This window comes from Pseudomonas sp. A014 (assembly GCF_052378495.1).
In the GTDB taxonomy this organism is placed as follows: domain Bacteria; phylum Pseudomonadota; class Gammaproteobacteria; order Pseudomonadales; family Pseudomonadaceae; genus Aquipseudomonas; species Aquipseudomonas machongensis.
Window position 1 is genome coordinate 3,283,021 of sequence record NZ_CP199001.1, and the last position, 20,167, is coordinate 3,303,187.

21 protein-coding genes are annotated in these 20,167 nt (G+C 62.6%); 15 read left to right on the plus strand and 6 right to left on the minus strand.

Annotated features, from left to right (window positions below; translation table 11 throughout):
- Positions 1-110 precede the first annotated feature (110 nt).
- Both ACTYOL_RS14875 and ACTYOL_RS14880 read left to right on the plus strand, forming a co-directional pair.
- Positions 111-1,022, plus strand: a complete 912-nt coding sequence (locus ACTYOL_RS14875) for a LysR family transcriptional regulator (protein WP_444756501.1) — start codon at positions 111-113, stop codon at positions 1,020-1,022.
- A 217-nt stretch (positions 1,023-1,239) separates the two neighbouring features.
- Positions 1,240-2,175 (plus strand): cyclase family protein, encoded by a 936-nt coding sequence (locus ACTYOL_RS14880; protein WP_444756502.1) that lies wholly within the window; start codon positions 1,240-1,242, stop codon positions 2,173-2,175.
- Positions 2,176-2,211: 36 nt separating this feature from the next.
- On the opposite strand, the gene ACTYOL_RS14885 is transcribed toward ACTYOL_RS14880, so the two are convergent.
- Positions 2,212-3,105, minus strand: a complete 894-nt coding sequence (locus tag ACTYOL_RS14885) for a LysR family transcriptional regulator (protein WP_054891435.1) — start codon at positions 3,103-3,105, stop codon at positions 2,212-2,214.
- Positions 3,106-3,252: 147 nt separating this feature from the next.
- Between ACTYOL_RS14885 and ACTYOL_RS14890 the strand changes: the two genes are divergently transcribed.
- The 4 genes from ACTYOL_RS14890 (at position 3,253) to ACTYOL_RS14905 (ending at position 8,419) form a co-directional block, all read left to right on the plus strand.
- Complete coding sequence (locus ACTYOL_RS14890) at positions 3,253-4,332, plus strand: 4-oxalomesaconate tautomerase (RefSeq protein WP_444756503.1); 1,080 nt, start codon at positions 3,253-3,255, stop codon at positions 4,330-4,332.
- Between the two features lie 56 nt (positions 4,333-4,388).
- Complete coding sequence (dctA, locus tag ACTYOL_RS14895) at positions 4,389-5,705, plus strand: C4-dicarboxylate transporter DctA (RefSeq protein ID WP_444756504.1); 1,317 nt, start codon at positions 4,389-4,391, stop codon at positions 5,703-5,705.
- 95 nt (positions 5,706-5,800) lie between these two features.
- Positions 5,801-7,105, plus strand: a complete 1,305-nt coding sequence (locus tag ACTYOL_RS14900) for a CitMHS family transporter (protein ID WP_054891438.1) — start codon at positions 5,801-5,803, stop codon at positions 7,103-7,105.
- A 60-nt stretch (positions 7,106-7,165) separates the two neighbouring features.
- A complete protein-coding gene (locus ACTYOL_RS14905; protein ID WP_444756505.1) occupies positions 7,166-8,419 on the plus strand; it encodes an OprD family porin in 1,254 nt (417 codons plus the stop codon).
- A 265-nt stretch (positions 8,420-8,684) separates the two neighbouring features.
- Here the strand turns inward: ACTYOL_RS14905 and ACTYOL_RS14910 are convergent, their stop codons facing one another.
- Complete coding sequence (locus ACTYOL_RS14910; protein ID WP_444756506.1) at positions 8,685-9,140, minus strand: VOC family protein; 456 nt, start codon at positions 9,138-9,140, stop codon at positions 8,685-8,687.
- A 181-nt stretch (positions 9,141-9,321) separates the two neighbouring features.
- Between ACTYOL_RS14910 and ACTYOL_RS14915 the strand changes: the two genes are divergently transcribed.
- The 6 genes from ACTYOL_RS14915 to ACTYOL_RS14940 all read left to right on the plus strand — a co-directional run bounded on the left by ACTYOL_RS14915 (position 9,322) and on the right by ACTYOL_RS14940 (position 13,658).
- The gene (locus ACTYOL_RS14915; protein WP_414155604.1) at positions 9,322-9,726 is read left to right on the plus strand and encodes an ACT domain-containing protein; all 405 of its coding nucleotides are present in this window, start codon (positions 9,322-9,324) and stop codon (positions 9,724-9,726) included.
- Between the two features lie 71 nt (positions 9,727-9,797).
- Entirely contained in the window at positions 9,798-10,775 is a 978-nt protein-coding gene (locus ACTYOL_RS14920; protein ID WP_444756507.1) for a D-2-hydroxyacid dehydrogenase family protein, read from the plus strand.
- Between the two features lie 352 nt (positions 10,776-11,127).
- Positions 11,128-11,436, plus strand: a complete 309-nt coding sequence (locus ACTYOL_RS14925; RefSeq protein WP_197891006.1) for a hypothetical protein — start codon at positions 11,128-11,130, stop codon at positions 11,434-11,436.
- 251 nt (positions 11,437-11,687) lie between these two features.
- Complete coding sequence (locus ACTYOL_RS14930; protein WP_267912167.1) at positions 11,688-11,816, plus strand: hypothetical protein; 129 nt, start codon at positions 11,688-11,690, stop codon at positions 11,814-11,816.
- A gap of 42 nt (positions 11,817-11,858) precedes the next feature.
- Positions 11,859-13,133 (plus strand): PDDEXK-like family protein, encoded by a 1,275-nt coding sequence (locus ACTYOL_RS14935; protein ID WP_444756508.1) that lies wholly within the window; start codon positions 11,859-11,861, stop codon positions 13,131-13,133.
- A gap of 69 nt (positions 13,134-13,202) precedes the next feature.
- On the plus strand, positions 13,203-13,658 hold the full coding sequence (locus ACTYOL_RS14940; protein ID WP_054891450.1) for a GNAT family N-acetyltransferase: 456 nt from the start codon (positions 13,203-13,205) through the stop codon (positions 13,656-13,658).
- Between the two features lie 42 nt (positions 13,659-13,700).
- Here ACTYOL_RS14940 and ACTYOL_RS14945 read toward each other — a convergent pair whose 3' ends face one another.
- The gene (locus tag ACTYOL_RS14945) at positions 13,701-14,570 is read right to left on the minus strand and encodes a LysR family transcriptional regulator (protein WP_178117553.1); all 870 of its coding nucleotides are present in this window, start codon (positions 14,568-14,570) and stop codon (positions 13,701-13,703) included.
- A gap of 102 nt (positions 14,571-14,672) precedes the next feature.
- Here ACTYOL_RS14945 and ACTYOL_RS14950 point away from each other — a divergent pair, with 102 nt between their 5' ends.
- Positions 14,673-15,929: a D-amino acid dehydrogenase gene (locus tag ACTYOL_RS14950; protein WP_444756509.1), complete on the plus strand. Its 1,257-nt coding sequence runs from the start codon at positions 14,673-14,675 to the stop codon at positions 15,927-15,929.
- A gap of 74 nt (positions 15,930-16,003) precedes the next feature.
- Complete coding sequence (locus ACTYOL_RS14955; protein WP_065862662.1) at positions 16,004-16,171, plus strand: DUF2986 domain-containing protein; 168 nt, start codon at positions 16,004-16,006, stop codon at positions 16,169-16,171.
- Between the two features lie 422 nt (positions 16,172-16,593).
- Here the strand turns inward: ACTYOL_RS14955 and ACTYOL_RS14960 are convergent, their stop codons facing one another.
- On the minus strand, positions 16,594-17,067 hold the full coding sequence (locus tag ACTYOL_RS14960) for a nuclear transport factor 2 family protein (protein ID WP_153773872.1): 474 nt from the start codon (positions 17,065-17,067) through the stop codon (positions 16,594-16,596).
- Positions 17,068-17,256: 189 nt separating this feature from the next.
- Between ACTYOL_RS14960 and ACTYOL_RS14965 the strand changes: the two genes are divergently transcribed.
- A complete protein-coding gene (locus ACTYOL_RS14965) occupies positions 17,257-18,726 on the plus strand; it encodes an MFS transporter (protein WP_444756510.1) in 1,470 nt (489 codons plus the stop codon).
- 12 nt (positions 18,727-18,738) lie between these two features.
- Here the strand turns inward: ACTYOL_RS14965 and ACTYOL_RS14970 are convergent, their stop codons facing one another.
- A complete protein-coding gene (locus ACTYOL_RS14970; RefSeq protein ID WP_444756511.1) occupies positions 18,739-19,596 on the minus strand; it encodes a LysR family transcriptional regulator in 858 nt (285 codons plus the stop codon).
- Positions 19,597-19,691: 95 nt separating this feature from the next.
- Complete coding sequence (locus ACTYOL_RS14975; protein ID WP_153773874.1) at positions 19,692-20,090, minus strand: NUDIX domain-containing protein; 399 nt, start codon at positions 20,088-20,090, stop codon at positions 19,692-19,694.
- Between the last annotated feature and the right edge of the window lie 77 nt (positions 20,091-20,167).

Genomic DNA, 20,167 nt, shown 5'->3' on the forward strand with positions numbered 1-20,167 from the left:
CCGCTCCCACTGGCCCCTGCATGCCCTTGATTTATCGGCCCGGGGCTATGATTAGTCAATTTTCTATTTATTATTCGAACTATTAGACGCACTTATAATTCGAGCCCATCATGTCCGACCGCCTGCTCAACGACCGCCTCGACTGGAACCTGCTGCGCACCTTCCGCGTGATCGGCCAGGAACTCTCCATCAGCCGCGCAGCCGCTCGCCTGCACCTTACGCAACCTGCCGTGAGCCAGGCGCTCAAGCGCCTGGAAGAACAACTCGGCCGCCAGCTCATCGCCCGCCGTGGCCCACGCTTCGTGCTTACCGAAACGGGCGAGCAACTGTTCCAGCTCGCGGGCGAGGTATATGGGCAGATGTCGCAGATCGGTGGGCTGCTGGAGCAGCCGGCTGACGAAGTGGTGGGCAAGGTGCGCCTGCTGATGATCAGCCGTATCGTCAGCGAGCGCTTCGACGACTTTCTCGCCGAATTTCATCGCCAGCACCCACGGGTGGAGTTGGAAATCGACGTCATGCGCAGCTCCGACATCGTCGCCGCCCTGCAGGAAAAGACCGCCACCGCAGGCCTGAGCCTCAACCGCCGTGCTCAACCGCGCCTGGAGCAACGCCTGTTCCTGCGCCAGCGCTATGCCTTCTTCTGCGGCAAGCACCATGCGCTGTTCGGCGCCCAGGAAGGCGACCTGCAACGGGAGAATTTCGTCAGTTTCACCAGCGACCAGATTGGCGGCATGCTCTCGCCATTGACCATCTTCCGCGACCAGCAAGGGTTTTCCGGCAGGATCGTCGCGTCCTCCCCGAGCCTTGAAGAAGTGCGTCGGCTGGTGATCGCAGGGTTCGGTATAGGGTGCCTGCCCGAGCATGTGGTGGCCGCGGATGTGCAGGCCGGACTGCTATGGAAGCTGGCGCCGCATGAAGGGATTGCCGATGTGGATATCCACCTGCTGTGGAACCGCGAGCAACGCTTGAGTCGGGCAGAGGAGGTGTTTATCGAGGCGTTGCAGCGGTGCCTGGAGGTGTGATTGTCGAGTGTTCTCAGGTAGCTGGACACCGTGATGGCATGAGCAACGGCCTCATCCATCAATCTAAAAGCCAGCTCAATTCCTGTGGGAGCGGGCTTGTCCCGCGATGGGCAACCCTGTTGCCCCACAGGCAAAAGTGATTGTCCCGACCGCTACTTTTTCCCAGAGCGCCCGCTGCCGAGAATCTCCCGACTGCATTTCACACCTCGGAGATTCCATGAACGCGTTCAAACCCCTGCTCCTGGCCACCGCACTGGCCGCCACTGCGCACAGTGCACTGGCCGCCGACTGGCAAGCCTCGCCTTATGGCGCGCAGGATGAAATCGGCGCGGCCAACCTGCTCACCCCCGACGTGGTCAAGCAGGCCGCCGAATTGATCAAGACCGGCAAGACCTACCCCCTTGCCGTGCCGGTGAGCAAGGACCTGCCAGCCTTCCGCCACCGCAGCTTCCACCTCTACAACATCCAGCCCGGCGAACAGGCCGGCCAGACCCTCGGTCGCAACAAGTTCACCTTCAACGATGAACTGGTCAACGGCTGGACCGGCGTCGGCACCCAGCTCAACGGCATCGGCCACATCGGCATCGACAACGTCTACTACAACGGCAACAAGGCTCCCGATTTCGTCACGGTCGAAGGCGTGACGAAGCTTGGGATCGAAAAGGTACCGCCGATGGTGACCCGCGGCGTGGTGCTGGACATGACCGCACACTACGGCAAGGCCATCGTCCCCGGCGGCACCGCGTTTACCGTCGCCGACATACAGGCCGTGCTGAAAAAGCAGCACATCACCCTGCGCAAAGGCGATGTGGTGCTGTTCAACACCGGCTGGCTGGAATTGATCGGCAAGGATAACGCGCAGTTTCTCGCCACCGAGCCCGGCATCGACCTGCCGGCTGCGCAATGGCTGGCCGACCAGGGCATCGTCGCCTTCGGCGGTGATACCTGGGCCTCGGAGGTGTATCCGAACCCCACGGGCGAAGAGTTCCCGGTCAACCAGTTCATGCTGGCCAAGCGCGGGATCTACAACCTCGAGCTGATCGACACTCGGGCGCTGGTCAAGGACAAGGCCTTCGAGTTCATGTTCGTGCTTGGCCAGCCGCTCTACAAAGGTTCGACCCAGGTGAACATCAACCCGGTGGCGATTCGCTGACCGAGGCGCAGCAGCCCGCCCTGTCTACAGGGCGGCTCACACGTTCGGCCACTGCTCCAGCAGGATCGAGACGAATTTCTCCGCCGCTGGTGACAATGAAGCGCCGCGGCGATACACAAGGCCCAGCGTGCGAGTCACCTCGGGCTCGATCAGCGGCACGCTGACCAGGGTCGGGTGATCGGCCGCCGGCATCGCCAGGCTCGGCATCGCCGACACCCCCAACCCGGCCTCGACCATGCCCAGCGAGGTCGACAGATGCTGTACCTCGTAGAACCATTTGGGCCGCAGCCCCAATCCCGACAGCGCGTGGTCGAGCAGCATGCGGTTGCCGCTGAGCCGCCCTACCCCGATCAGCCGGTGCTCGGCCAGTTCCGTCCAGCTCACCGACACGCGCCCGGCCAGCACATGGTCGCGCCGACAGGCCAGCACGAACTGCTCCTGCACCAGGGGAACGAACTCGATGTCCGGGTGCTGCCCGCTCATCATGTTGATCCCGAAATCGGCCTCGCCACGCAGCACCGCCTCGAGCCCGTCGTTGGCACTGAGGTCGAGCAGGCGAATGCGAATCTTGGGGTACTGTTCGTTGTAGAGGCGAATGACCGAGGGCAGGAAATAGAACGCTGCGGTAGGGATGCAGGCCAAAGTCACCTGCCCGGTCTGGCGCTCGGCCAGCTCGCGAATGCTCAGGATCGAATCCTCGAAATCGTCCAGCAGGCGCCGGGCCTTGGGTAGAAAGTCACGCCCGACACTGGTCAGTCCGACGCGCCGCGTGGTGCGTTCGAGCAGGGGCGTCCCAAGGCCGTCCTCGAGCTTCTTGATGCGGCGGCTCAGGGCTGGCTGCGACAAGTGCAAAACCTCTGCTGCCTCGTGGAAACTGCCCAGTTCGGCGATTTTCACGAAAGATCGTATGTCTTGAAGCTCATATTCCATGCTGATTCTCTTTCAGACACTGGCCGACAATTTATGTGTATAGCGCAATAATAGCGACGATATTTGCATTGGATTGATTTATCCACCCCTGTCACTCTTGTCCCATACACATCAATGATGTCCATTGATCAACAAGAGCTAGACTTCATGCAACGAATTCCTTGTGTGCTGATGCGCGGCGGGACCTCCAAGGGCCCCTTCTTCCATGCCTGGGACTTGCCGTCCAATATCGTCGAGCGCAACGAGATGCTGATCGCCCTGATGGGCTCGGGCCATGAACTGGAAATCGACGGCATTGGCGGCGGCAGCCCGCAGACCAGTAAGGTTGCGATCATCAGCCCCTCACTGCACCCCGATGCCGATGTCGATTATCTGTTCGTGCAGGTGATGGTCGCCGAGCGCCGTGTCGATACTGCGCCCAACTGCGGCAACATGCTTTGCGCGGTCGGCCCCTTCGCCATCGAACAAGGGCTGGTCAAGGGCAACGACGGCCAGACGCTGGTCCGCATCCGCAACCTCAATACCGGCACATTCGTCAACTCGCTTGTACAGACGCCTGGCGGGATCGTGCGCTACGAGGGCCGTACCGCCATCGACGGCGTTCCTGGGACCGCGGCCCCTGTGCACCTTACATTCCTCGATGCCGTCGGCAGCAAGACCGGCAGCCTGTTCCCCACTGGCCAGTCCCAGCAGGTAATCGATGGCGTACCGGTCACCTGTATCGACATGGCCATGCCGATGATGATCGTCGACGCCCGTCATCTGGGGCTTGAGGGCAGCGAGAGCCCGGCTCAACTGGACGCCGATGCAAAGCTGCTCAAACGCCTCGAAGCCCTGCGGCTGAAGGCCGGCCGGGCCATGGGCCTGGGAGATGTAAGCAACATGGTGATCCCGAAGCCGGTCGTGGTATCCGCACCACGCTTCGATGGCACTCTGCAGGTTCGCTACTTCATGCCGCACAGCTGCCACCGGGCGCTGGCGATCACCGGTGCGATCGGACTGGCCACTGCCTGTGTCAGCCCCGGCACAGTGATCGGCGACCTGCTCGGTGAACAGGCCCTGACCCTGCGTGAGGTACGTCTGGAGCATCCAAGCGGGGCCATCGACATCGCCCTGTCGCGTTCCGGTGCCGATGGCCAGACACTGCAAGCCTCGGTGGTACGCACCGCACGCCGATTGTTCTCGGGGTTCGTCTACGCACCGTCCACGCGGCGACTCGCGGGCTAAGCCCGATCCAGCTCCATCCAGCGCATCCGCACAACTTCAATAATGGGTGATGCCTTATGAAACTCATGAAATCGCTGTACTTTCAGATTCTCTGCGCCGTCCTGCTAGGCGTGGTGGTCGGTCACTTCTGGGGGCAACAGGCCGTTGCGCTCAAGCCGCTGGGCGATGCCTTCATCAAGCTGATCAAGATGATGATCGCGCCCGTGGTGTTCTGCACCATCGTCACCGGCATCGCCGGCATGACCGACCGCCGTTCGCTGGGTCGGTTGATGAGCAAGACCTTGTTACTGTTCCTGGTGTTGACCGTGGTCAGCCTGATCATCGGCCTGGTCGCGGTGTACCTGTTCCGTCCAGGCGTGGGCATGAACATCGACCCGGCGACCCTCAGTACTGCGGGCCTGAGCCAATACACCACCTCCGCCGCCAAACTGGGCGTGGTGGACTTCTTCATGCATATCATCCCCGAGACCTTCGTCGGTGCCTTCGACAAAGGCGAAGTGCTGCCGGTGCTGTTCATCGCCGTGCTCTGCGGTTTCGCCCTCTCAGCCATGGGCGAATCCGCAAGGCCGGTGCTGGAGGTGCTGGAGTCCGCGTCGCAGATGGTGTTCCGCATCTTTGGCTACCTGATGCGCTTCGCCCCGATCGGTGCCTTCGGCGCACTGGCCTTCACCGTCGGCCAGTACGGCATCACCTCGCTCGGTGCCTTGGCCAAGCTGATCGGCACCTTGTACATCGCCTGCGCCTTCTTCGTCATGGTGGTGCTGGGCGGCATCTGCCGGGCGCATGGCTTCAGCCTGTGGAGGCTGCTGCGCTACCTGCGCGAAGAGTTCCTGGTGGTGTTGGGGACCTCGTCCACAGAGCCGGTGCTGCCACGCATGCTGGAAAAGCTTCAGGCTCTGGGCTGCAAGAAAGGCGTGGTGGGCCTGGTGCTACCGACCGGCTACTCGTTCAACCTCGACGGCACCGCGATCTACCTGTCGCTGGCCGCGGTGTTCATCGCCCAGGCCTGCAACATCGACCTGAGCCTCGGCCAGATCCTGACCATGCTGGCGATCATGCTGCTGTCGTCCAAAGGGGCTGCAGGTGTTACCGGCAGCGGTTTCGTCGCCTTGGCTTCGACCCTCACGGTCATCCACGACATCCCGCTGGCCGGCCTTGCACTGCTGATCGGTATCGACCGTTTCATGTCCGAGGCGCGAGCCCTCACCAGCCTGGCGAGCAACGCGGTGGCCACCGTGGTCATTTCATTGTCGGAGAACGCCTGCGACCGGGAAACGCTCATGCGCACCCTGGCCAGCGGCAAAGCCGACACCCCGGCCGAGCAGGCCTGGCAGCCTACCCAGGCTGCAACCCCACCCCATCGTACTCACTGACATTCACCTCACTTGATCCCCCGCCTCGGGCGGGGGCTGGCGGACGCCTGCGCGCCAGGCGACCATGACGACAATAAAAACAAGAGAAACGACCCATGCTTGCACTCCTTGGCCTGGTCATGGTGGTGACCTTCACCTACCTGATCATGAGCAAACGCCTGTCACCGATCGTCGCACTCACCGTGGTGCCGATCGTCTTCGCCATTATCGGCGGCTTCGCCCCGGACCTGGGCAAGATGATGCTCGACGGCCTGAAAATGGTCGCACCATCGGCCGCCCTGTTACTGTTCGCCATCCTGTTCTTCGGCCTGATGATCGATGCCGGCCTGTTCGACCCGCTGATTCGCAAGATCCTCAAGCGGGTCAATGGTGACCCGATCAAGATCGCCATCGGCACCGCGCTGCTGTCGTTGCTGGTGGCCCTCGACGGCGACGGCACCACCACCTACATGATCACCTGCGCGGCGATGCTGCCGCTGTACAAGCGCATCGGCATGAACCCGATGATCCTCGCCACCATTTCCATGCTGTCGCTGAGCATCATGAGCGGCATGAGCCCCTGGGGTGGCCCGGCGACCCGCGCCATCGCCGCACTTGGCCTGGATGCGACCGAATACTTCATCCCGATGCTGCCGACGGTGATCGGAGGTGCCGCCTGGGTGGTATTCACCGCGTTCCTGCTCGGTCGTGCCGAACGCCGGCGCATCGGCAACGTGGCGCTGGAGTCCGGGGGCGGCAACTGCTACATCAAGGAGATCCTCGGCGATAACCCGCACAAGCGCCCACGCCTGGCCTACGTCAACCTGGTGCTGGTCATCATCGTGATGAGCGCCCTGGTCATGGGCCTGATGCACGCCGCGATCCTGTTCATGATTGGCTTCGTCGCCGCACTGATGATCAACTACCCGCAGCTCGAGGTGCAGAAAGCACGCATCCTCGCTCACTCCGGCAACGCCATGACCGTGGTGCTGCTGGTGTTCGCAGCGGGCATCTTCGCCGGCATCTTCTCCGGCACCAAGATGGTCGATGCGCTGGCCCAGACGCTGGTGGACTGGATCCCGGAGGCCTGGAGCCACTGGTTCCCGCTGGTGGTGGCGCTGACCAGCATGCCGCTGACCTTCGTGCTCTCCAACGATGCCTACTACTTCGGTGTGGTGCCGATCCTGGCCAACGCTGCGGCAGCCTACGGCATCGATCCGGTGGAGATCGCCCGGGCCTCGGTACTCGGCCAACCGGTGCACCTGATGAGCCCACTGGTGGCTTCGACCCTGCTGCTGGTGGGCATGGTCGACCGCGACATCGGCGACTTCCAGAAGGCCACGGTGAAATGGGCGGTGTTGACCTCACTGGTGATCACCGCACTGGCGCTGCTCACCGGCGCCCTGTCGTTCTTCGTCTGAACCGCTGCGCGGCGCCCACTGGCGCCCGCCCTCTGCGCGTCCCACATTAGAGTACCGATCATGTCTCGAATCGTTCTGCGAGGGGCCGGCTGTGCCCTGCTCTGCGGTTGCATGCCTGTTGTCGACGCTGCCGGTTTCATCGACAACAGCACACTGAAGCTGCAACTGCGCAACGTCTATTTCAACGAGAATTTCCGTGACGAACAGGGCATGAGCAGCCGCGCCGCCGCCAACGCCAAAAGCGAGCGAGTGGAATGGGCGCAAGGCTTTCTGCTCGATTATCAATCCGGCTATACCCCGGGTGTCCTGGGGCTTGGCATCGACGCATCGGGCCTGGTTGGCGTGCGCCTGGACTCAGGCCCCGGACGCAGTGGCACCGGCTTGCTGCCGGTACACGACGACGGCCACGCCGCCGAAGAATTCGCCAGCGCCGGCGTCACTGCCAAGGCACGCCTGGGCAAGACAGTCGTCAAGCACGGCACACTGCTGCCCAAGACACCCGTACTGGTCTACAACGACGCCCGCCTGCTGCCGCAGATCTACCAGGGCAGCCAACTGGTCAGCAACGACCTTGACAACCTCACCCTCACGTTCGGGCATCTGGATCGCTTCAAGCAGCGCGACTCATCGAACAGCACCGGGCTGTTTGTGGACGGCTACAGCGGTCGTGAATCCGGCGATTTCAGCTACGGCGGCGCCGACTACGCGGTCAGCAAGCAACTGCGCCTGAGTTATTTCCACGGTGAGTTGAGCGACTTCTACCGCCAGGACTTCGCCGGCATCCAGCATGACCTACCGCTGGCCGGTGGCACACTTGCCAGCGACCTGCGCTATTTCAGGAGTCGCGACGAGGGCGCGGCTCAGGCCGGACGCATCGACAACCACATGCTCAGCGGGCAACTGACCTACAGCCACAGCGGCCATGCCTTCGGCACCGGCTACCAGGTGCTGCGCGGCGACGCCGGCCTGCCCTACATCAGCGGCGCGACCGTGTATTCGTTCAGCAACGTCGGTATCGGAAAATTCATCGAGGAAGACGAGAAGACCTGGATGGCCAGCTATGCCTACAACTTCGCTGCCGCAGGGGTGCCGGGACTGACCTTCATGACCCGCTACCTGAGTGGCGACAACCACCGTTCAGGCGAAGACGGGTTGCGCGAATGGGAGCGCGACGCGGAACTGGCCTACGTTGTGCAATCCGGACCGTTCAAGGGGCTGGGTGCCAAACTGCGCAACTACGTGTACCGCTCGGATTTCGCCCGTGGCCGCGATAGCAATCGGCTCTACCTGACCTACGATATCGTGCTTTGGTGACCGGTGCCGGTATCGATCGATACCGGCAAATCACGCTTCGGCCAACGGCACACGGCCCGGGTAACGCCGTTCGAAATCGTCTGCCAACTGCGCCTGGGTCACGCTCCCCAGGCGCTCGAGCGGCAGCGCCAGACGGGTGTCGTTTCTCATGGGAGGGCAGTCGTCGGCACAAGTGCGTGAATTATCGATCGACACCGCCAAGGTTACGAGACGCTTCGCCTATCGCCCACTGATCTTGCGGTGAACGACCGAGTTCGACAGTGCCTCAGGCAAACACCTCTTCGATAAAGCGCTCCAGCCCCTCGGCCTCGAGGATCTCGATCGAAAAATGTCCGAACTGCTTGGGTAGCCAGATGATCCGCCCGCCTCCCGGCGCTTGCAGGTCATTCCGGTCCAGCGGGTTGCCATTTTCGTCCTCGGGCTGAACACCTTGCGCCATCAGTTGGTCGTACACCACCTCGATGTCCGGGGTCGAGTAGCAATGGCGGTAGATGGTGCCCTCGCCCTGGGTCTCGAGCAGCGTCTTGAGATTGCCTGCCAGCGGCTGGACCAGCATGAAACGCTCCGCCCCCATCAGCACGACGGCGTAGTGCACATGCAGGCCGCCGCGCTCCCAGACCTGGGTTTTCGAGATCCGCGCACCGAGTATCCGTGCGTAATACGCACACGCGGCCTCGAGGTCGCTCACCAGTACATCGACATGACTGAATTTCAGATCCATTGCTTGACTCGCTTTGCGGGGGAACAGTCTGGCGCCAAAGGGGAATCAATCTTCCACAGGCCGCAACCCTGCGTCCATGGTTGTTTACATAAGCCAGGCTAATCGGCTATCAGCAACATTCGCTCTACTGATCAGTGCGGGCCAGGCACACTGGCAAACTTTTCAGACACAGAGCTCCCCCATGTCAGGCGAAAAATCCATCACCGCGCTGCTGCGCGGCATGAGCCCCAAACTCAACCCCGGCGAATACGTGTTCTGCACCGTGGCCGACAGCGCAGCTTTGCAGGGCAGCGAAGTGCTCGGCAGCTTCCGCGAGCAGGAAGGTCTGACCGCGATACTCGACCGTTCACGCGCCGATGCGCTGGGCCTGGAATACAGCTTCGTCGCGGCCTGGATCACCCTGACCATTCACTCCGCGCTCGATGCCGTCGGCCTCACTGCGGCCTTCGCCAGCGCACTTGGGGAAGCGGGCATCAGTTGCAACGTGATCGCCGCCTACTATCACGACCATATCTTTGTCGCCAGTGACGACGCTGCACAGGCGATGGCCGTACTCCAGGCGCTATCGCGCGGTGGCGATACCTGAAGAGGGCTCGTGCACCGCTGGCGAATTCGGCTATCGTCTGACCTCCCCCAGACCCGCTCGGACCGCCGCACATGCACATTGTCATCCCCGACGACTACCAGAATGTGATCAGCACGCTCGACTGCTTCGCCCGCCTGGGCAAGCACCAGGTCACTGTGCTCCACCAACTGCAACCGGCCACCGAGGACCAGCTCGTCGAGCGCTTCGCCGATGCCGACGCGCTGGTGCTCACCCGCGAACGCACGCGCATCGACGCGGCGCTGCTCGACCGGTTGCCCAAGCTCAAGCTGATCAGCCAGACCGGCAAGGTATCCAGCCACCTGGACCTGGCTGCCTGCACCGCACGCGGCGTTGTCGTGACCGAAGGCCGCGGCTCGCCGGTAGCGCCGGCTGAGTTGGCCTGGGCGCTGATCCTCAACGCCCGCCGTCAGCTAGTGCCGGCCATCGATGCCTTCAGGCAAGGGCGCTGGCAGGTCAACCTGGGGCAGGCCCTGGCGGGGCAGACCTTGGGGATCTGGGGATACGGCAAGATCGGCCAACGCCTGGCGCGCTACGCCCAGGCCTTCGACATGCCGGTGCTGGTGTGGGGCAGCGAGAGCAGCCGCGCAGCTGCCCAGGCCGATGGCCACCGGGCTGCAGCTTCGCGCGAGGCGTTCTTCGCCGAAGCCGACATTGTCAGCCTCAACCTGCGCCTGTCCGACAGCACTTGCCACCTCGTGACCGGCGAAGACCTGGCACACATGAAGCCCGATGCCCTGCTGGTGAACGTCAGCCGCGCCGAGCTGATCGCCCCGGGTGCCCTGCTCGCGGCACTGAACAATGGACGCCCGGGCTTTGCTGCCCTGGATGTGTACGAGAGCGAACCGCTGCTCGACCCTGCCCACCCCTTGCTCCAGCACCCGCGCGTACTGTGCACGCCGCACCTGGGGTATGCGGAGAAGGCGGGTTACGAGCTGTACTTCGGTGATGCTTTCGACAATGTGCTGGCGTTTTTCGAGGGTGCGCCGATGAACGTGGCCAATCCGGATGCGCTGGAGCGCGGCCGCTGAGCACAGCCTGGACTTGCCGTAAGCACCGCGATAAAGGGCTGATTCCTACAGCGGACTACTCCGCGTCTGACAGAGAGCAATGGCCACAGGGAAATACCCTACGCAACCTGTCGACTCCCGTCTGATTGTCCCGGGGAAGCCTGGCCCATAGGCTTCCCCGGTCGCTGGTGTTCAGCGACCGGGTGTGGAAACCCGAAGAGTATTCAGCGTTGTGTCGTTATGGCAGCTATGCGCGGGAGGCCCTGTGCCTACCGAGCTTTCCTGAATGCTCTCGGGTTTCCACCCCGCGTATGGCTGCCACCCTTTCGTGTGGAAACGGATGGTGCAGCACTCACTGCATTCAGGAAATCACATGAAAAAAATCGTTCCCGACCCACCCGAAAATCTTCTCCGCAAATTCGCAGTCCCCGCCGGCAAATCCCTCTCCACCGCCATTCTCGAAGGTCTGGTCCCCATCGAGGAAGTGCTGTCCAACGCCTGCCACTTCATGCTCCACGCCTATACCGATGCGTACCATGCCCACGATACCTGTGCCGATGTCGAGGTGCGCCAGTTGATGAGTGCCAGCATGCGCAGCCTTGAAGTTGCGATCGGGCAGGCCGATGCGCTGGTCGGAGCGTTGCGACAGGTGCCGGAGTCGGGATTCAGCGCCGTTCACTGAGCCGCCCAGCACCGACGCTTTGTGGGAGCGGGCTCGCCCGCGAAAAATACACCGCGGTCTCTGCTTTGCGGGCAAGTCGCAACGGCGCACCAGCGCTCCCACGAGCCATATAACGTACCGTGATACGTATCACGCAATCATCGATGCAACTACAGGTCCTGGCAGCGCAACCGCCCAAAATGGCACGGCATATAAAATTAGTGGCACAATGCCTCCATCCACCTTTCCACCATCGGATACAGGACCCGCCGATGCAACAACCGGTCAGAACACTCAAAGCCGTATGCGTTGATATCGAGCGCGGTGACATCGACGTGCAGGCAGGCAAGAACTGCCTGGACTTCCTCAAGCAACAGCGCAGCCCGATCGAGGCTTGCTGATCGTAAACCCTCCCAACATCCCACCTTCATTGCAGGACTCGTATGACTTTGGAATATCTGGTCGACGCTCTTTACGCCGACTCGGATGTGCAACGGATGCTCGCACTTTCCACCCACAGCGACGCTCTTCAGATCTGCTTCCCCAAGGAAGTGAACGTCTCCCGCTTCCTCGCCTGGCTGATCGATCCGACCCAGGGCCACGGGCTGGGTGACCAGGCGATCAAGTCGCTGCTGACCCGGGCAGGGCAATCCAGCCATATCGAAAACCTGAGCCTCAATGACCGCCGCTTCCTGGCCGCCTCGAACGTACAGACCCTGGCCTTCTCCTCGCTCATGGTGATGACGGAGGCCGAACTGGGACTGCGCAACCAGAAGCGCTATATCGACGTGCTCGCGCTGGACCCCGCGGCCAAGATTTACATCGCCATCGAGAACAAGTTTGGTCATCACGAGGGGGAAGACCAGACCAAGACCTACTACGAAGCCCTGAACAATCTCTACCCGAACTACCGCGGCATCCATATCTTCCTCGACGGCCACGAGAACGACCCGGAGCACGACCAGTGGATTCCGGTCGGCTACACCTGGCTAACCGAATTCCTCACCCAGATCGAACAACTGGAGTGGACCGCGCCTCACGTGAAATCCACCCTGGCGCAGTTTCGCAAGGCCATCCAGGAAGAAGAGGAGATCGCCGAAGGCGACGGCCTGGGCAAGCTGGTCACCACGGTGGCAAGCAAGCATCAGGAGGCACTCGACGCCCTGCACAAGATCCTCACCCCCAATGCACCGAGTTCGCGCGCCAAGGACCTGGCAGCCCTGGTCAACGGGCCGACGGGCAATGATGCAAAGGCCAATGTGCGCTTGTTCCAGCTCTATGCGCGTCGACCGCAGGTTTGGGACAGGTGCCTGAAAGAACGCAAGTTCGCCAGGTTCCACAGTGCAATGAAGGAGGCCTTTGGTCATGTCGTCACGGAGCCTCGGCGGGTGGTTACTTTCTTCTGTCTGGTGGAGTTCGGGCGTTTCCTGGACCCGGACCTGGGAGGGATGTGGCCAGCGGCAGTCAAAGTCCGCCAGGAAGGCGACCATTTCGTGATCACATCGTATATTTCCTTGAGCAGCGTCGTAACCGCATACCGTCAGCCATTGATTGAGATTGTCAACACCGAACGGGCACGGCGCGGCATTCGCAAAACGTCACAAGACGACGGCTATTTCACCATCCGTCGCAGCGAAAGCCTGCCACCGGCCAAGGCGGCAACCGAAGCTGTGGAGCAAATGCACAGCCTCGTTGCCTTGCTCAAGGATCTTCACTAGGTTGCAAGCCTGCGGGCGCCTGATCGCGCCCGCGGGTTCAGCCCGCATCCGCCCCAAGGAGAGCGCACGATGATCCGCCCCGCCACCCCCGCCGACCAATCCGCCATCCAGGCCTGCGCCGAACAGGCTTATGCCCGCTACATCCCTTTGATAGGCCGCAAGCCCGCCCCCATGCTGGCCGACTACGCCAGCCAGATCGCGACTGGCTGGGTCCACGTGGCCCTGGACGAGCAGGCCAGCCTGCAGGGCTTCATCGTGTTCTACCCCCACGACAACCACATGCTGCTGGAAAACGTGGCCGTGCTGCCCAGTGCCGCCGGACGTGGTATCGGCAAGGCGCTGATCAACCTGTGCGAAAGCCGCGCGCGCCAACTCGGGCTGAATGCAGTGCAGCTCTACACCAACGAGCGAATGACCGACAACCTCGGCCTCTACCCCAGGCTTGGCTATGTCGAGGTCGCACGGCGCAGCGAAGACGGCTTCAACCGGGTGTACTTCGAGAAAAAACTTGGTCCAACGCGCTGAACGCCTGGTTCGCCAGGCAGGCAAACGCAGCAAAGCATGAGTTCAGGTTATGGCTGCCCCGGCAGCCATGAGCCTGACCGAGGCCATGAAGTCTTTCTCAAGCTTCGACAACACCGCATTCTCATGCACCACCGCTGTCAGCACCACGGGCAGCCGTGGCGTGATCCGTCGCGCGCGTTGCCCTGGCGGGAGCAAGGCGTCGGCGGTGAACTCATCGATCAAGGCGATACCTGCCCCCGCCTGGGCCAGGGCGCAAGCCACATAGTAGGTCTGGACCTGGGTGCGGCTGTCCACGCCGCCAAGCCATGGCCGGACCAGCTCACCGAGGGGGTCCGAGGCCGGCAGGCCGATGATTCGCGCAGGGTCGATGGCATCCAGTGACACCGGCCCCTGGTCTTGCGTGTCGTCATGGCAGACCAGCTCGACTTCGTGCAGGTCAATGACTTTCAAGCCGGGTCGTGGCTGGGCATTGAAGGTGAAGGCAATCGAGATCTCGCGCGCCAGCAGCGCCTGCGCCAGTTGATCGCTGTGGGCGGTGATCAGGTCCAGGGACAGCTCGGGATTGGCGCGCTGGCTTGCAGCCAGGGCGTGAGGCAGCACCTTCAAGCCCAGTGACGGAATGCAGCCTATGCGCAGCGCGCCCCTGGACTGATGCCTGAGGCTGCGCGACAGCCGCCGCACATCGTCCAGGTCGCGGAACACCTTGTCGATGGCCGGGATCAGTATTTCGGCCTCGCGGGTGAGCTGCAGACGCCCCTTGACCCGCTCGAACAAGACGAAACCCAGGCTCGCCTCTGCATGGGCCAGCAGCTTGCTGGCCGCAGGCTGGGTGATGTTGAGCGCCTGTGCTGCGCGCGTCAGGGAACCGGTCCGCAGGATTGCCTGGAACACTTCGATGTGACGGATACGCATGGTCATAGCCCAAGGTTATGGAAGCTGCAGTTATAGGCCTTGGCGGACGTGAACGGCAAGGCTGGATACTGAGCGCAGTGGCACGAGTTCAGGAGAAGGCACATGCATGTGGTGGTCGTGGGGGGTGGGGTCATTGGCCTTGCGAGTGCGCTGTACCTGGCGCGCGAAGGGCTTCAGGTCACGCTGGTCGAACGCAACGAGGATATCGCCCTGGAGACCAGCTTCGCCAATGGCGGGCAACTGAGCTACAACTACGTGGCGCCCCTGGCCGACCCGTCGGTGTTCGCCAACCTGCCCAGGTGGTTGCTCGCCAGCGACTCGCCACTGCGCCTGCAGCCGCGCCTGGATTTGCAGCAATGGCGCTGGTGCCTGGCCTTCCTGCGGGCATGCCGGGCAAGCCGGGTCGAGCGCACGGTACGCGAGATGCTCAGGCTGTCCCAACGCAGCCAGGCGTTGCTGGAGCAGTTGCTGCAACAGACACCGATCGATTTCAACCTGCGCCAGACCGGCAAGCTGATCATCCATCGCAGCCAAGCTTCGCTGAGCGCCGCAGTCAGGCTGGCCGAACTTCAGCAACAGGCGGGGTCGCAGCAACGCCTGCTGACGCCCAGCCAATGCAGCGACCTTGAGCCCACCCTGTCAGGGGTGGTCGGGCAGCTTGCCGGCGGCATCTTCACCCCCGGCGAAGCCACCGCAGACTGCCGGTTGTTCTGCGAGGGGCTCAAACGTCATCTGGATGGCCTGGCGAATGTGCGCTTCAAGCTGGGCCAGGCCGTGAGCGGTTTCACCAAGGTGGGCAAGCGGATTACTGCGCTGAAGCTGGGTAACGAAACCCTTGAGGCTGACGCCTTCATCATCGCCTCAGGCATCGCCAGTGTCGGCTTGCTCAAACCGCTGGGGATCAGCCTGCCGCTCTATGGGCTGCGCGGTTACAGCCTCAGCGTGCAGCCTGCCGATGCCAACGCCCTGCCCCGGCTCAGCGTCACCGACGCCAGTCGCAAGATTGTCTACGCACCGCTGGGCAGCACCCTGCGGATCGCCGCGATGGTGGACATGGGCGTGCGTTCGGCCGAGGCCCCGAAGCGGCGCATCGACCTCCTGAAGGCACAGGTGGCGGAACTGTTCCCCGCCCTGGACCTGCGCCAGGCCCAGGCATGGGCGGGCCTGCGTCCTGCCACTGCGCTGGGCAAGCCGATCATCGACCGGGCGCCGGGGCTGGAGAACCTGTGGCTTAACGTCGGCCATGGCGCGCTGGGCTTCACCCTTGCGTGCGCCAGCGGCGAGATGATCACCCGGCAGATCCTTCAAGGCCGGCCGCACGAGAGCGATGCACCCTTCTCGTTGGCGGCACATCGATAACCTTGTCCATCAGGATCGGCAGCGCTAAGCTCGCCGCGTTTTGCCAGTGGATGCGCTCAAGGGGCGCGAAAAACATGAATCGTCAGAAAAAGATCAAACAGCTGTTGAAGGCTCACGCCAAGAAAGCCAACGCCAAGCTGGCGCCCAAGAGCAACAAGCCCAAGTACATCAGCAAGGCCGACCGCTTGAAGTTGGAGGCCGAAACACCCCAGGAGGCGGGGCTGGCGGTGGTGAAGGAGTGAAGGTGTTTTCGCAAGCTGGCGGGCGCTGTCTTGCTGCTCCAAGGAACACCCTGAACCGCTTCTACAGGTGCCCATCGCACCTGTAGAAGCAACTGTCTTGCTCAAAATTTAAAGACCAGCCCAATCCCCTGTGGGAGCGGCCTTGTGCCGCGATCGGGCGCGAAGCGGCCGTGAAACCAGGCCCTCAGACCTATCAGGAAAATTTCGGCTGCCTGGCTTGCGGCCGCTTCGCGCCCGATCGCGGCACAAGGCCGCTCCTACAAAAGCAGCGCGGGTCCCTGTGGGAGCGGGTTTACCCGCGAAAAAGACACCGCGCTGCCTGGCACGGGCTACGCCCGTGTTCGCGGGACAAGTCGGGGCGCCGAACCGCCGCGCCTACACGAGTTCGAGCTAGTTGCCACCTCCGAGCAAGGCTATTGATTTCATGAGCGGGCGAACGCCTGCGAACCGGCAATGGGTTTCCAGTTTTGCAGTGGCACCAGGAACATCAGCTCGAAGCGGCGCTCAGTAAAACGCCATTCTCCATCGCGTCGCTCGAAGCGGTCATGGTACAAACCAGCGGCCTGCACAGGGCCTTGTTCGATGTCATGGAACAGACAGTCGGCCTGTGAGACCGCGGTGGCGCTTTCGCCGTCAAGCTCGATCAGCGGGTTGGCCATCCAGTGATGCATGTGCGGCATTTTCCGCCACGATTCCCGAGCCATGGCCAGAATGCCCTCGCGCCCGGTTCCGTGCCCGAATGCCGGCAAGTCCAGGGTTGCATCGACATGCCAGATGCTTTCCAGCAGTGCCTCATCCACGCGGTCATAGGCCTGGGCGTAGGTCCAGATCAGCGACTCGATCGCCAGGCGGCTTTCGATGCGGTCCAGGCGTTTTTCCAAAGTCTCAAGGTTCATTGCAACGATCTCCTGCAGGTCTGGGGAGCCGGCGTTCACAGCCGGTTGTCCGAGCCATTGTGCGAGTCGCAAGGCATTGACGGGACTGTCATTCCTGCAGTTTCAACGTTCATTTTTGTAAGGGGGTAAAGCGTTGACCCCATCTGCAAGCGCTTCCTAGCATGGCCCCATCTTTTACGAGGGCCTCGTATGAAAAACCCACCTGATATTGAGCACTCACTCACCCTGGCACCTGACGACAGGGCAGCCGGCCCCGACCAACGCCGCTGGGCGATGTTCGTGGTCCTGCTTGTCGGGGCATTCCTCCCACCGCTGGACTTCTTCATCGTCAATGTGGCGCTGCCATCGATACGCAGCGACCTGAATGCTTCGGCATCGGCCGAGCAACTGGTCATTTCCGCCTATGCCGCGCTTTATGCGGTAACGCTGATCACCGGTGGCCGGCTGGGCGACCTGCATGGCCGCGGACGCATGTTCTTCATCGGCCTTGTCGGCTTCACCGCCGCCTCGTTGCTCTGCGGGTTCGCTGCCACGCCCTGGATGCTGATCACTGGCCGTGCGCTGCAAGGCATCACCGCGGCAGTGATGGCGCCACAGGCACTGGCCTCGGTACAGGCGATCTTCCCCGAGGCGGAAAAGCCCCTGGCGCTGAGCCTGTATGGTGCGGTGTTCGGTCTGGCCAGCGTGATCGGACAGGCACTGGGCGGTATCCTGATTTCGCTCGATCTGTTCGGGCTTGGCTGGCGGATGATCTTTCTCATCAATCTTCCGGTCGCGCTGCTGGTCATCCTCTTCGGCATTCCCTTGATCAAGGAGACTCGCGCCAGCCATGCGCGCAGGCTTGACCTCGGCGGCATGGCGCTGTCGATGCTCACACTTGCCACGCTGATCGTGCCGTTGATCGAAGGTCGTGAGGCCGGCTGGCCGCTGTGGGCGTGGCTGTCGCTGATCGCCTGTCCATTGCTTGGCTGGACCTTCTGGCGCCACCAGGCCCGCCTGGCCAGCGCGGGGGGAGCGCCCTTGCTGGATCCGGCCGCGCTGCGCGTGCCGGGGCTGCGCCGGGCATTGCTGGTCGCCCTGTCGTTCTACACGATCGGTGCCTTCTTCCTGCTTTTCTCGATCTACCTGCAAGGTGCATTGCATGTAAGCGCGCTGCATGCAGGCCTGGTCTTCCTGCCCTTCGGCGCGGGTTTTCTCATCGGGCCGTTGACCGCACCGTTGTGCACACGCGTGCTGGGCCTCTACACCAACGCCGTTGGCCTGGCATTGATGGTTGCAGGCCTGGTCGCACTCGCAGGTCTCATTACCCTCACACCGGGCAACCCTGGCCCGCAGCCCGCGATCTTTGCCGTCGTGCTATTCGTCATCGGCTTCGGCCAGGGATTGGCGATGCCGACCCTGATGCGCATGATCACAGGGCGCGTCGCCCCAGCGTTGTCCGGGATGATGGCCGGTGTCACCAGTTCGACCTTGCAAGTGAGCACGGCGCTCAGCGTGGCGGTGATCGGCGGCATATTCTATGGCGTGCTGGGCGCTGGCACCGACCCGACCGCCATCAGTCATGCCTTCACCATTGCGCTGATGTGCATGGCCGCTTGCCTGGTGTTGGGCGCAGGCTTGAGTTTTACCCTGGCGCGCCGCCCCACAGCTGCCCGGTAGCGGTGCCTGCGCTCATGGAGCATCGCCAAGCCTCTCTACCACCAGATCGGCCAATGCCCGCAGCCGGTCCATCTGGCGCATGTCCTGGTGATAGCCCATCCAGATCTCACGGTCTGGTGGCGGCTCGCCGATATCCAGCCGGCGTAGCAACGGCGACTGGTCGCCGATCGCTCGCGGCAGCACTGCAACACCCAGCCCTGATGCACATAGCCGCGCCTGTACACTGCGGCTACTGCTGGTGAACACAGTCCGCGCCTTGGGGAAGTGCGACTGCAACCAGTGGACGTCAGGGTAATGGGATTGGGCCGTATTCATGGTGACAAGACCGAGCGCCTCACCGCCCTCGCCGGGATCGAAGGCTTGGTGCTCGGCCTGGTACAGCCCATAGTGCAGGGTCATGAGCCGACGCTGAACGATGTCCGGCTCGGTGAACGGGACGATGCGAAAAGCGATTTCGGCATCCCGGCGCGCCAGGTCGAACAATCGATGGCTGGGGATCACCTCGGCCACGATCAACGGATAACGGCGGTGCAACTCATGCAGTACAGGTGCCAGCACGAATCCTGCGAACCAGTCTGCACAGGCGATGCGCAGCAAGCCCTCCGGCTGTTCGCCCACGCCCGCGATACGCCGTTCGATGGCCAAGGCGCTGCGTTCCATGTCTTCGGCCAGACTCAGGATGCTCTCCCCCGCTGCGGTGAGTACCAACCCTTCACTGGTGCGACGGAAAAAAGCATGACCGTTGCTCTGCTCGAGCACCTGCAGGCGCCGACCTACGGTTGGATGACTGACGCCCAACTGCTTGGCGGCCGCCCCGAGCGAGCCGCTGCGGGCAATCGCCAGGAAGACGCGCAGGTCATTCCAGTCCATGGGATACCTCCTACAGAAATGAACGGTGAAGATGCAGTAATGCGGGCCACGTCACAAGCCTCGGCTGCCATCGCCAAGCCAAGCGGCGCTCGGTATCAGGCTGCCCAGGCCGACAGCGCCGGAATCTGGCAGGCGAGCAACGCCTCGGCTGCTGGATTGAGCGGCGCACGCGCCAGCCCACGGCGCTCGATCCATGTACACGCGGCAATTTCTCTCCGCGCACAGGGGCGATCGCCGGGGTGCAGGTGGGTGGTGAAGATGTAATGGAGAATCCCGGCCACTTCCAAGGTGCACAGATGCAGCAAACCGTGGTCGCTCAGGCCGGTTTCCTCATGCAGCTCTCGGGCTGCCGCCTCATGCGGCTGTTCGCCTCGCTCGATGACGCCGCCCGGGAAGTTCCATTTGCCGCCTTTCTTGCGCACGAGCAAGACCCTTCCTTTGTCGAAGCAGATGATCGTCGCTCTGTGTTTGGCGGGAGGGGTTGTCAGCGGCATCGGATTAGCTCGTCACACTTGTCACGGATATATGACAGTTTTGTTACATGATGGACAGGCAAATCTGACGCCAAGTT

Bases quoted from the DNA above. Each gene is read 5' to 3' on its own strand.
- ACTYOL_RS14875 (WP_444756501.1), top strand. From the start codon at position 111: ATGTCCGACCGCCTGCTCAACGACCGCCTCGACTGGAACCTGCTGCGC.
- ACTYOL_RS14880 (WP_444756502.1), top strand. From the start codon at position 1,240: ATGAACGCGTTCAAACCCCTGCTCCTGGCCACCGCACTGGCCGCCACT.
- ACTYOL_RS14885 (WP_054891435.1), bottom strand. From the start codon at position 3,105: ATGGAATATGAGCTTCAAGACATACGATCTTTCGTGAAAATCGCCGAA.
- ACTYOL_RS14890 (WP_444756503.1), top strand. From the start codon at position 3,253: ATGCAACGAATTCCTTGTGTGCTGATGCGCGGCGGGACCTCCAAGGGC.
- dctA (WP_444756504.1), top strand. From the start codon at position 4,389: ATGAAACTCATGAAATCGCTGTACTTTCAGATTCTCTGCGCCGTCCTG.
- ACTYOL_RS14900 (WP_054891438.1), top strand. From the start codon at position 5,801: ATGCTTGCACTCCTTGGCCTGGTCATGGTGGTGACCTTCACCTACCTG.
- ACTYOL_RS14905 (WP_444756505.1), top strand. From the start codon at position 7,166: ATGTCTCGAATCGTTCTGCGAGGGGCCGGCTGTGCCCTGCTCTGCGGT.
- ACTYOL_RS14910 (WP_444756506.1), bottom strand. From the start codon at position 9,140: ATGGATCTGAAATTCAGTCATGTCGATGTACTGGTGAGCGACCTCGAG.
- ACTYOL_RS14915 (WP_414155604.1), top strand. From the start codon at position 9,322: ATGTCAGGCGAAAAATCCATCACCGCGCTGCTGCGCGGCATGAGCCCC.
- ACTYOL_RS14920 (WP_444756507.1), top strand. From the start codon at position 9,798: ATGCACATTGTCATCCCCGACGACTACCAGAATGTGATCAGCACGCTC.
- ACTYOL_RS14925 (WP_197891006.1), top strand. From the start codon at position 11,128: ATGAAAAAAATCGTTCCCGACCCACCCGAAAATCTTCTCCGCAAATTC.
- ACTYOL_RS14930 (WP_267912167.1), top strand. From the start codon at position 11,688: ATGCAACAACCGGTCAGAACACTCAAAGCCGTATGCGTTGATATCGAG.
- ACTYOL_RS14935 (WP_444756508.1), top strand. From the start codon at position 11,859: ATGACTTTGGAATATCTGGTCGACGCTCTTTACGCCGACTCGGATGTG.
- ACTYOL_RS14940 (WP_054891450.1), top strand. From the start codon at position 13,203: ATGATCCGCCCCGCCACCCCCGCCGACCAATCCGCCATCCAGGCCTGC.
- ACTYOL_RS14945 (WP_178117553.1), bottom strand. From the start codon at position 14,570: ATGCGTATCCGTCACATCGAAGTGTTCCAGGCAATCCTGCGGACCGGT.
- ACTYOL_RS14950 (WP_444756509.1), top strand. From the start codon at position 14,673: ATGCATGTGGTGGTCGTGGGGGGTGGGGTCATTGGCCTTGCGAGTGCG.
- ACTYOL_RS14955 (WP_065862662.1), top strand. From the start codon at position 16,004: ATGAATCGTCAGAAAAAGATCAAACAGCTGTTGAAGGCTCACGCCAAG.
- ACTYOL_RS14960 (WP_153773872.1), bottom strand. From the start codon at position 17,067: ATGAACCTTGAGACTTTGGAAAAACGCCTGGACCGCATCGAAAGCCGC.
- ACTYOL_RS14965 (WP_444756510.1), top strand. From the start codon at position 17,257: ATGAAAAACCCACCTGATATTGAGCACTCACTCACCCTGGCACCTGAC.
- ACTYOL_RS14970 (WP_444756511.1), bottom strand. From the start codon at position 19,596: ATGGACTGGAATGACCTGCGCGTCTTCCTGGCGATTGCCCGCAGCGGC.
- ACTYOL_RS14975 (WP_153773874.1), bottom strand. From the start codon at position 20,090: ATGCCGCTGACAACCCCTCCCGCCAAACACAGAGCGACGATCATCTGC.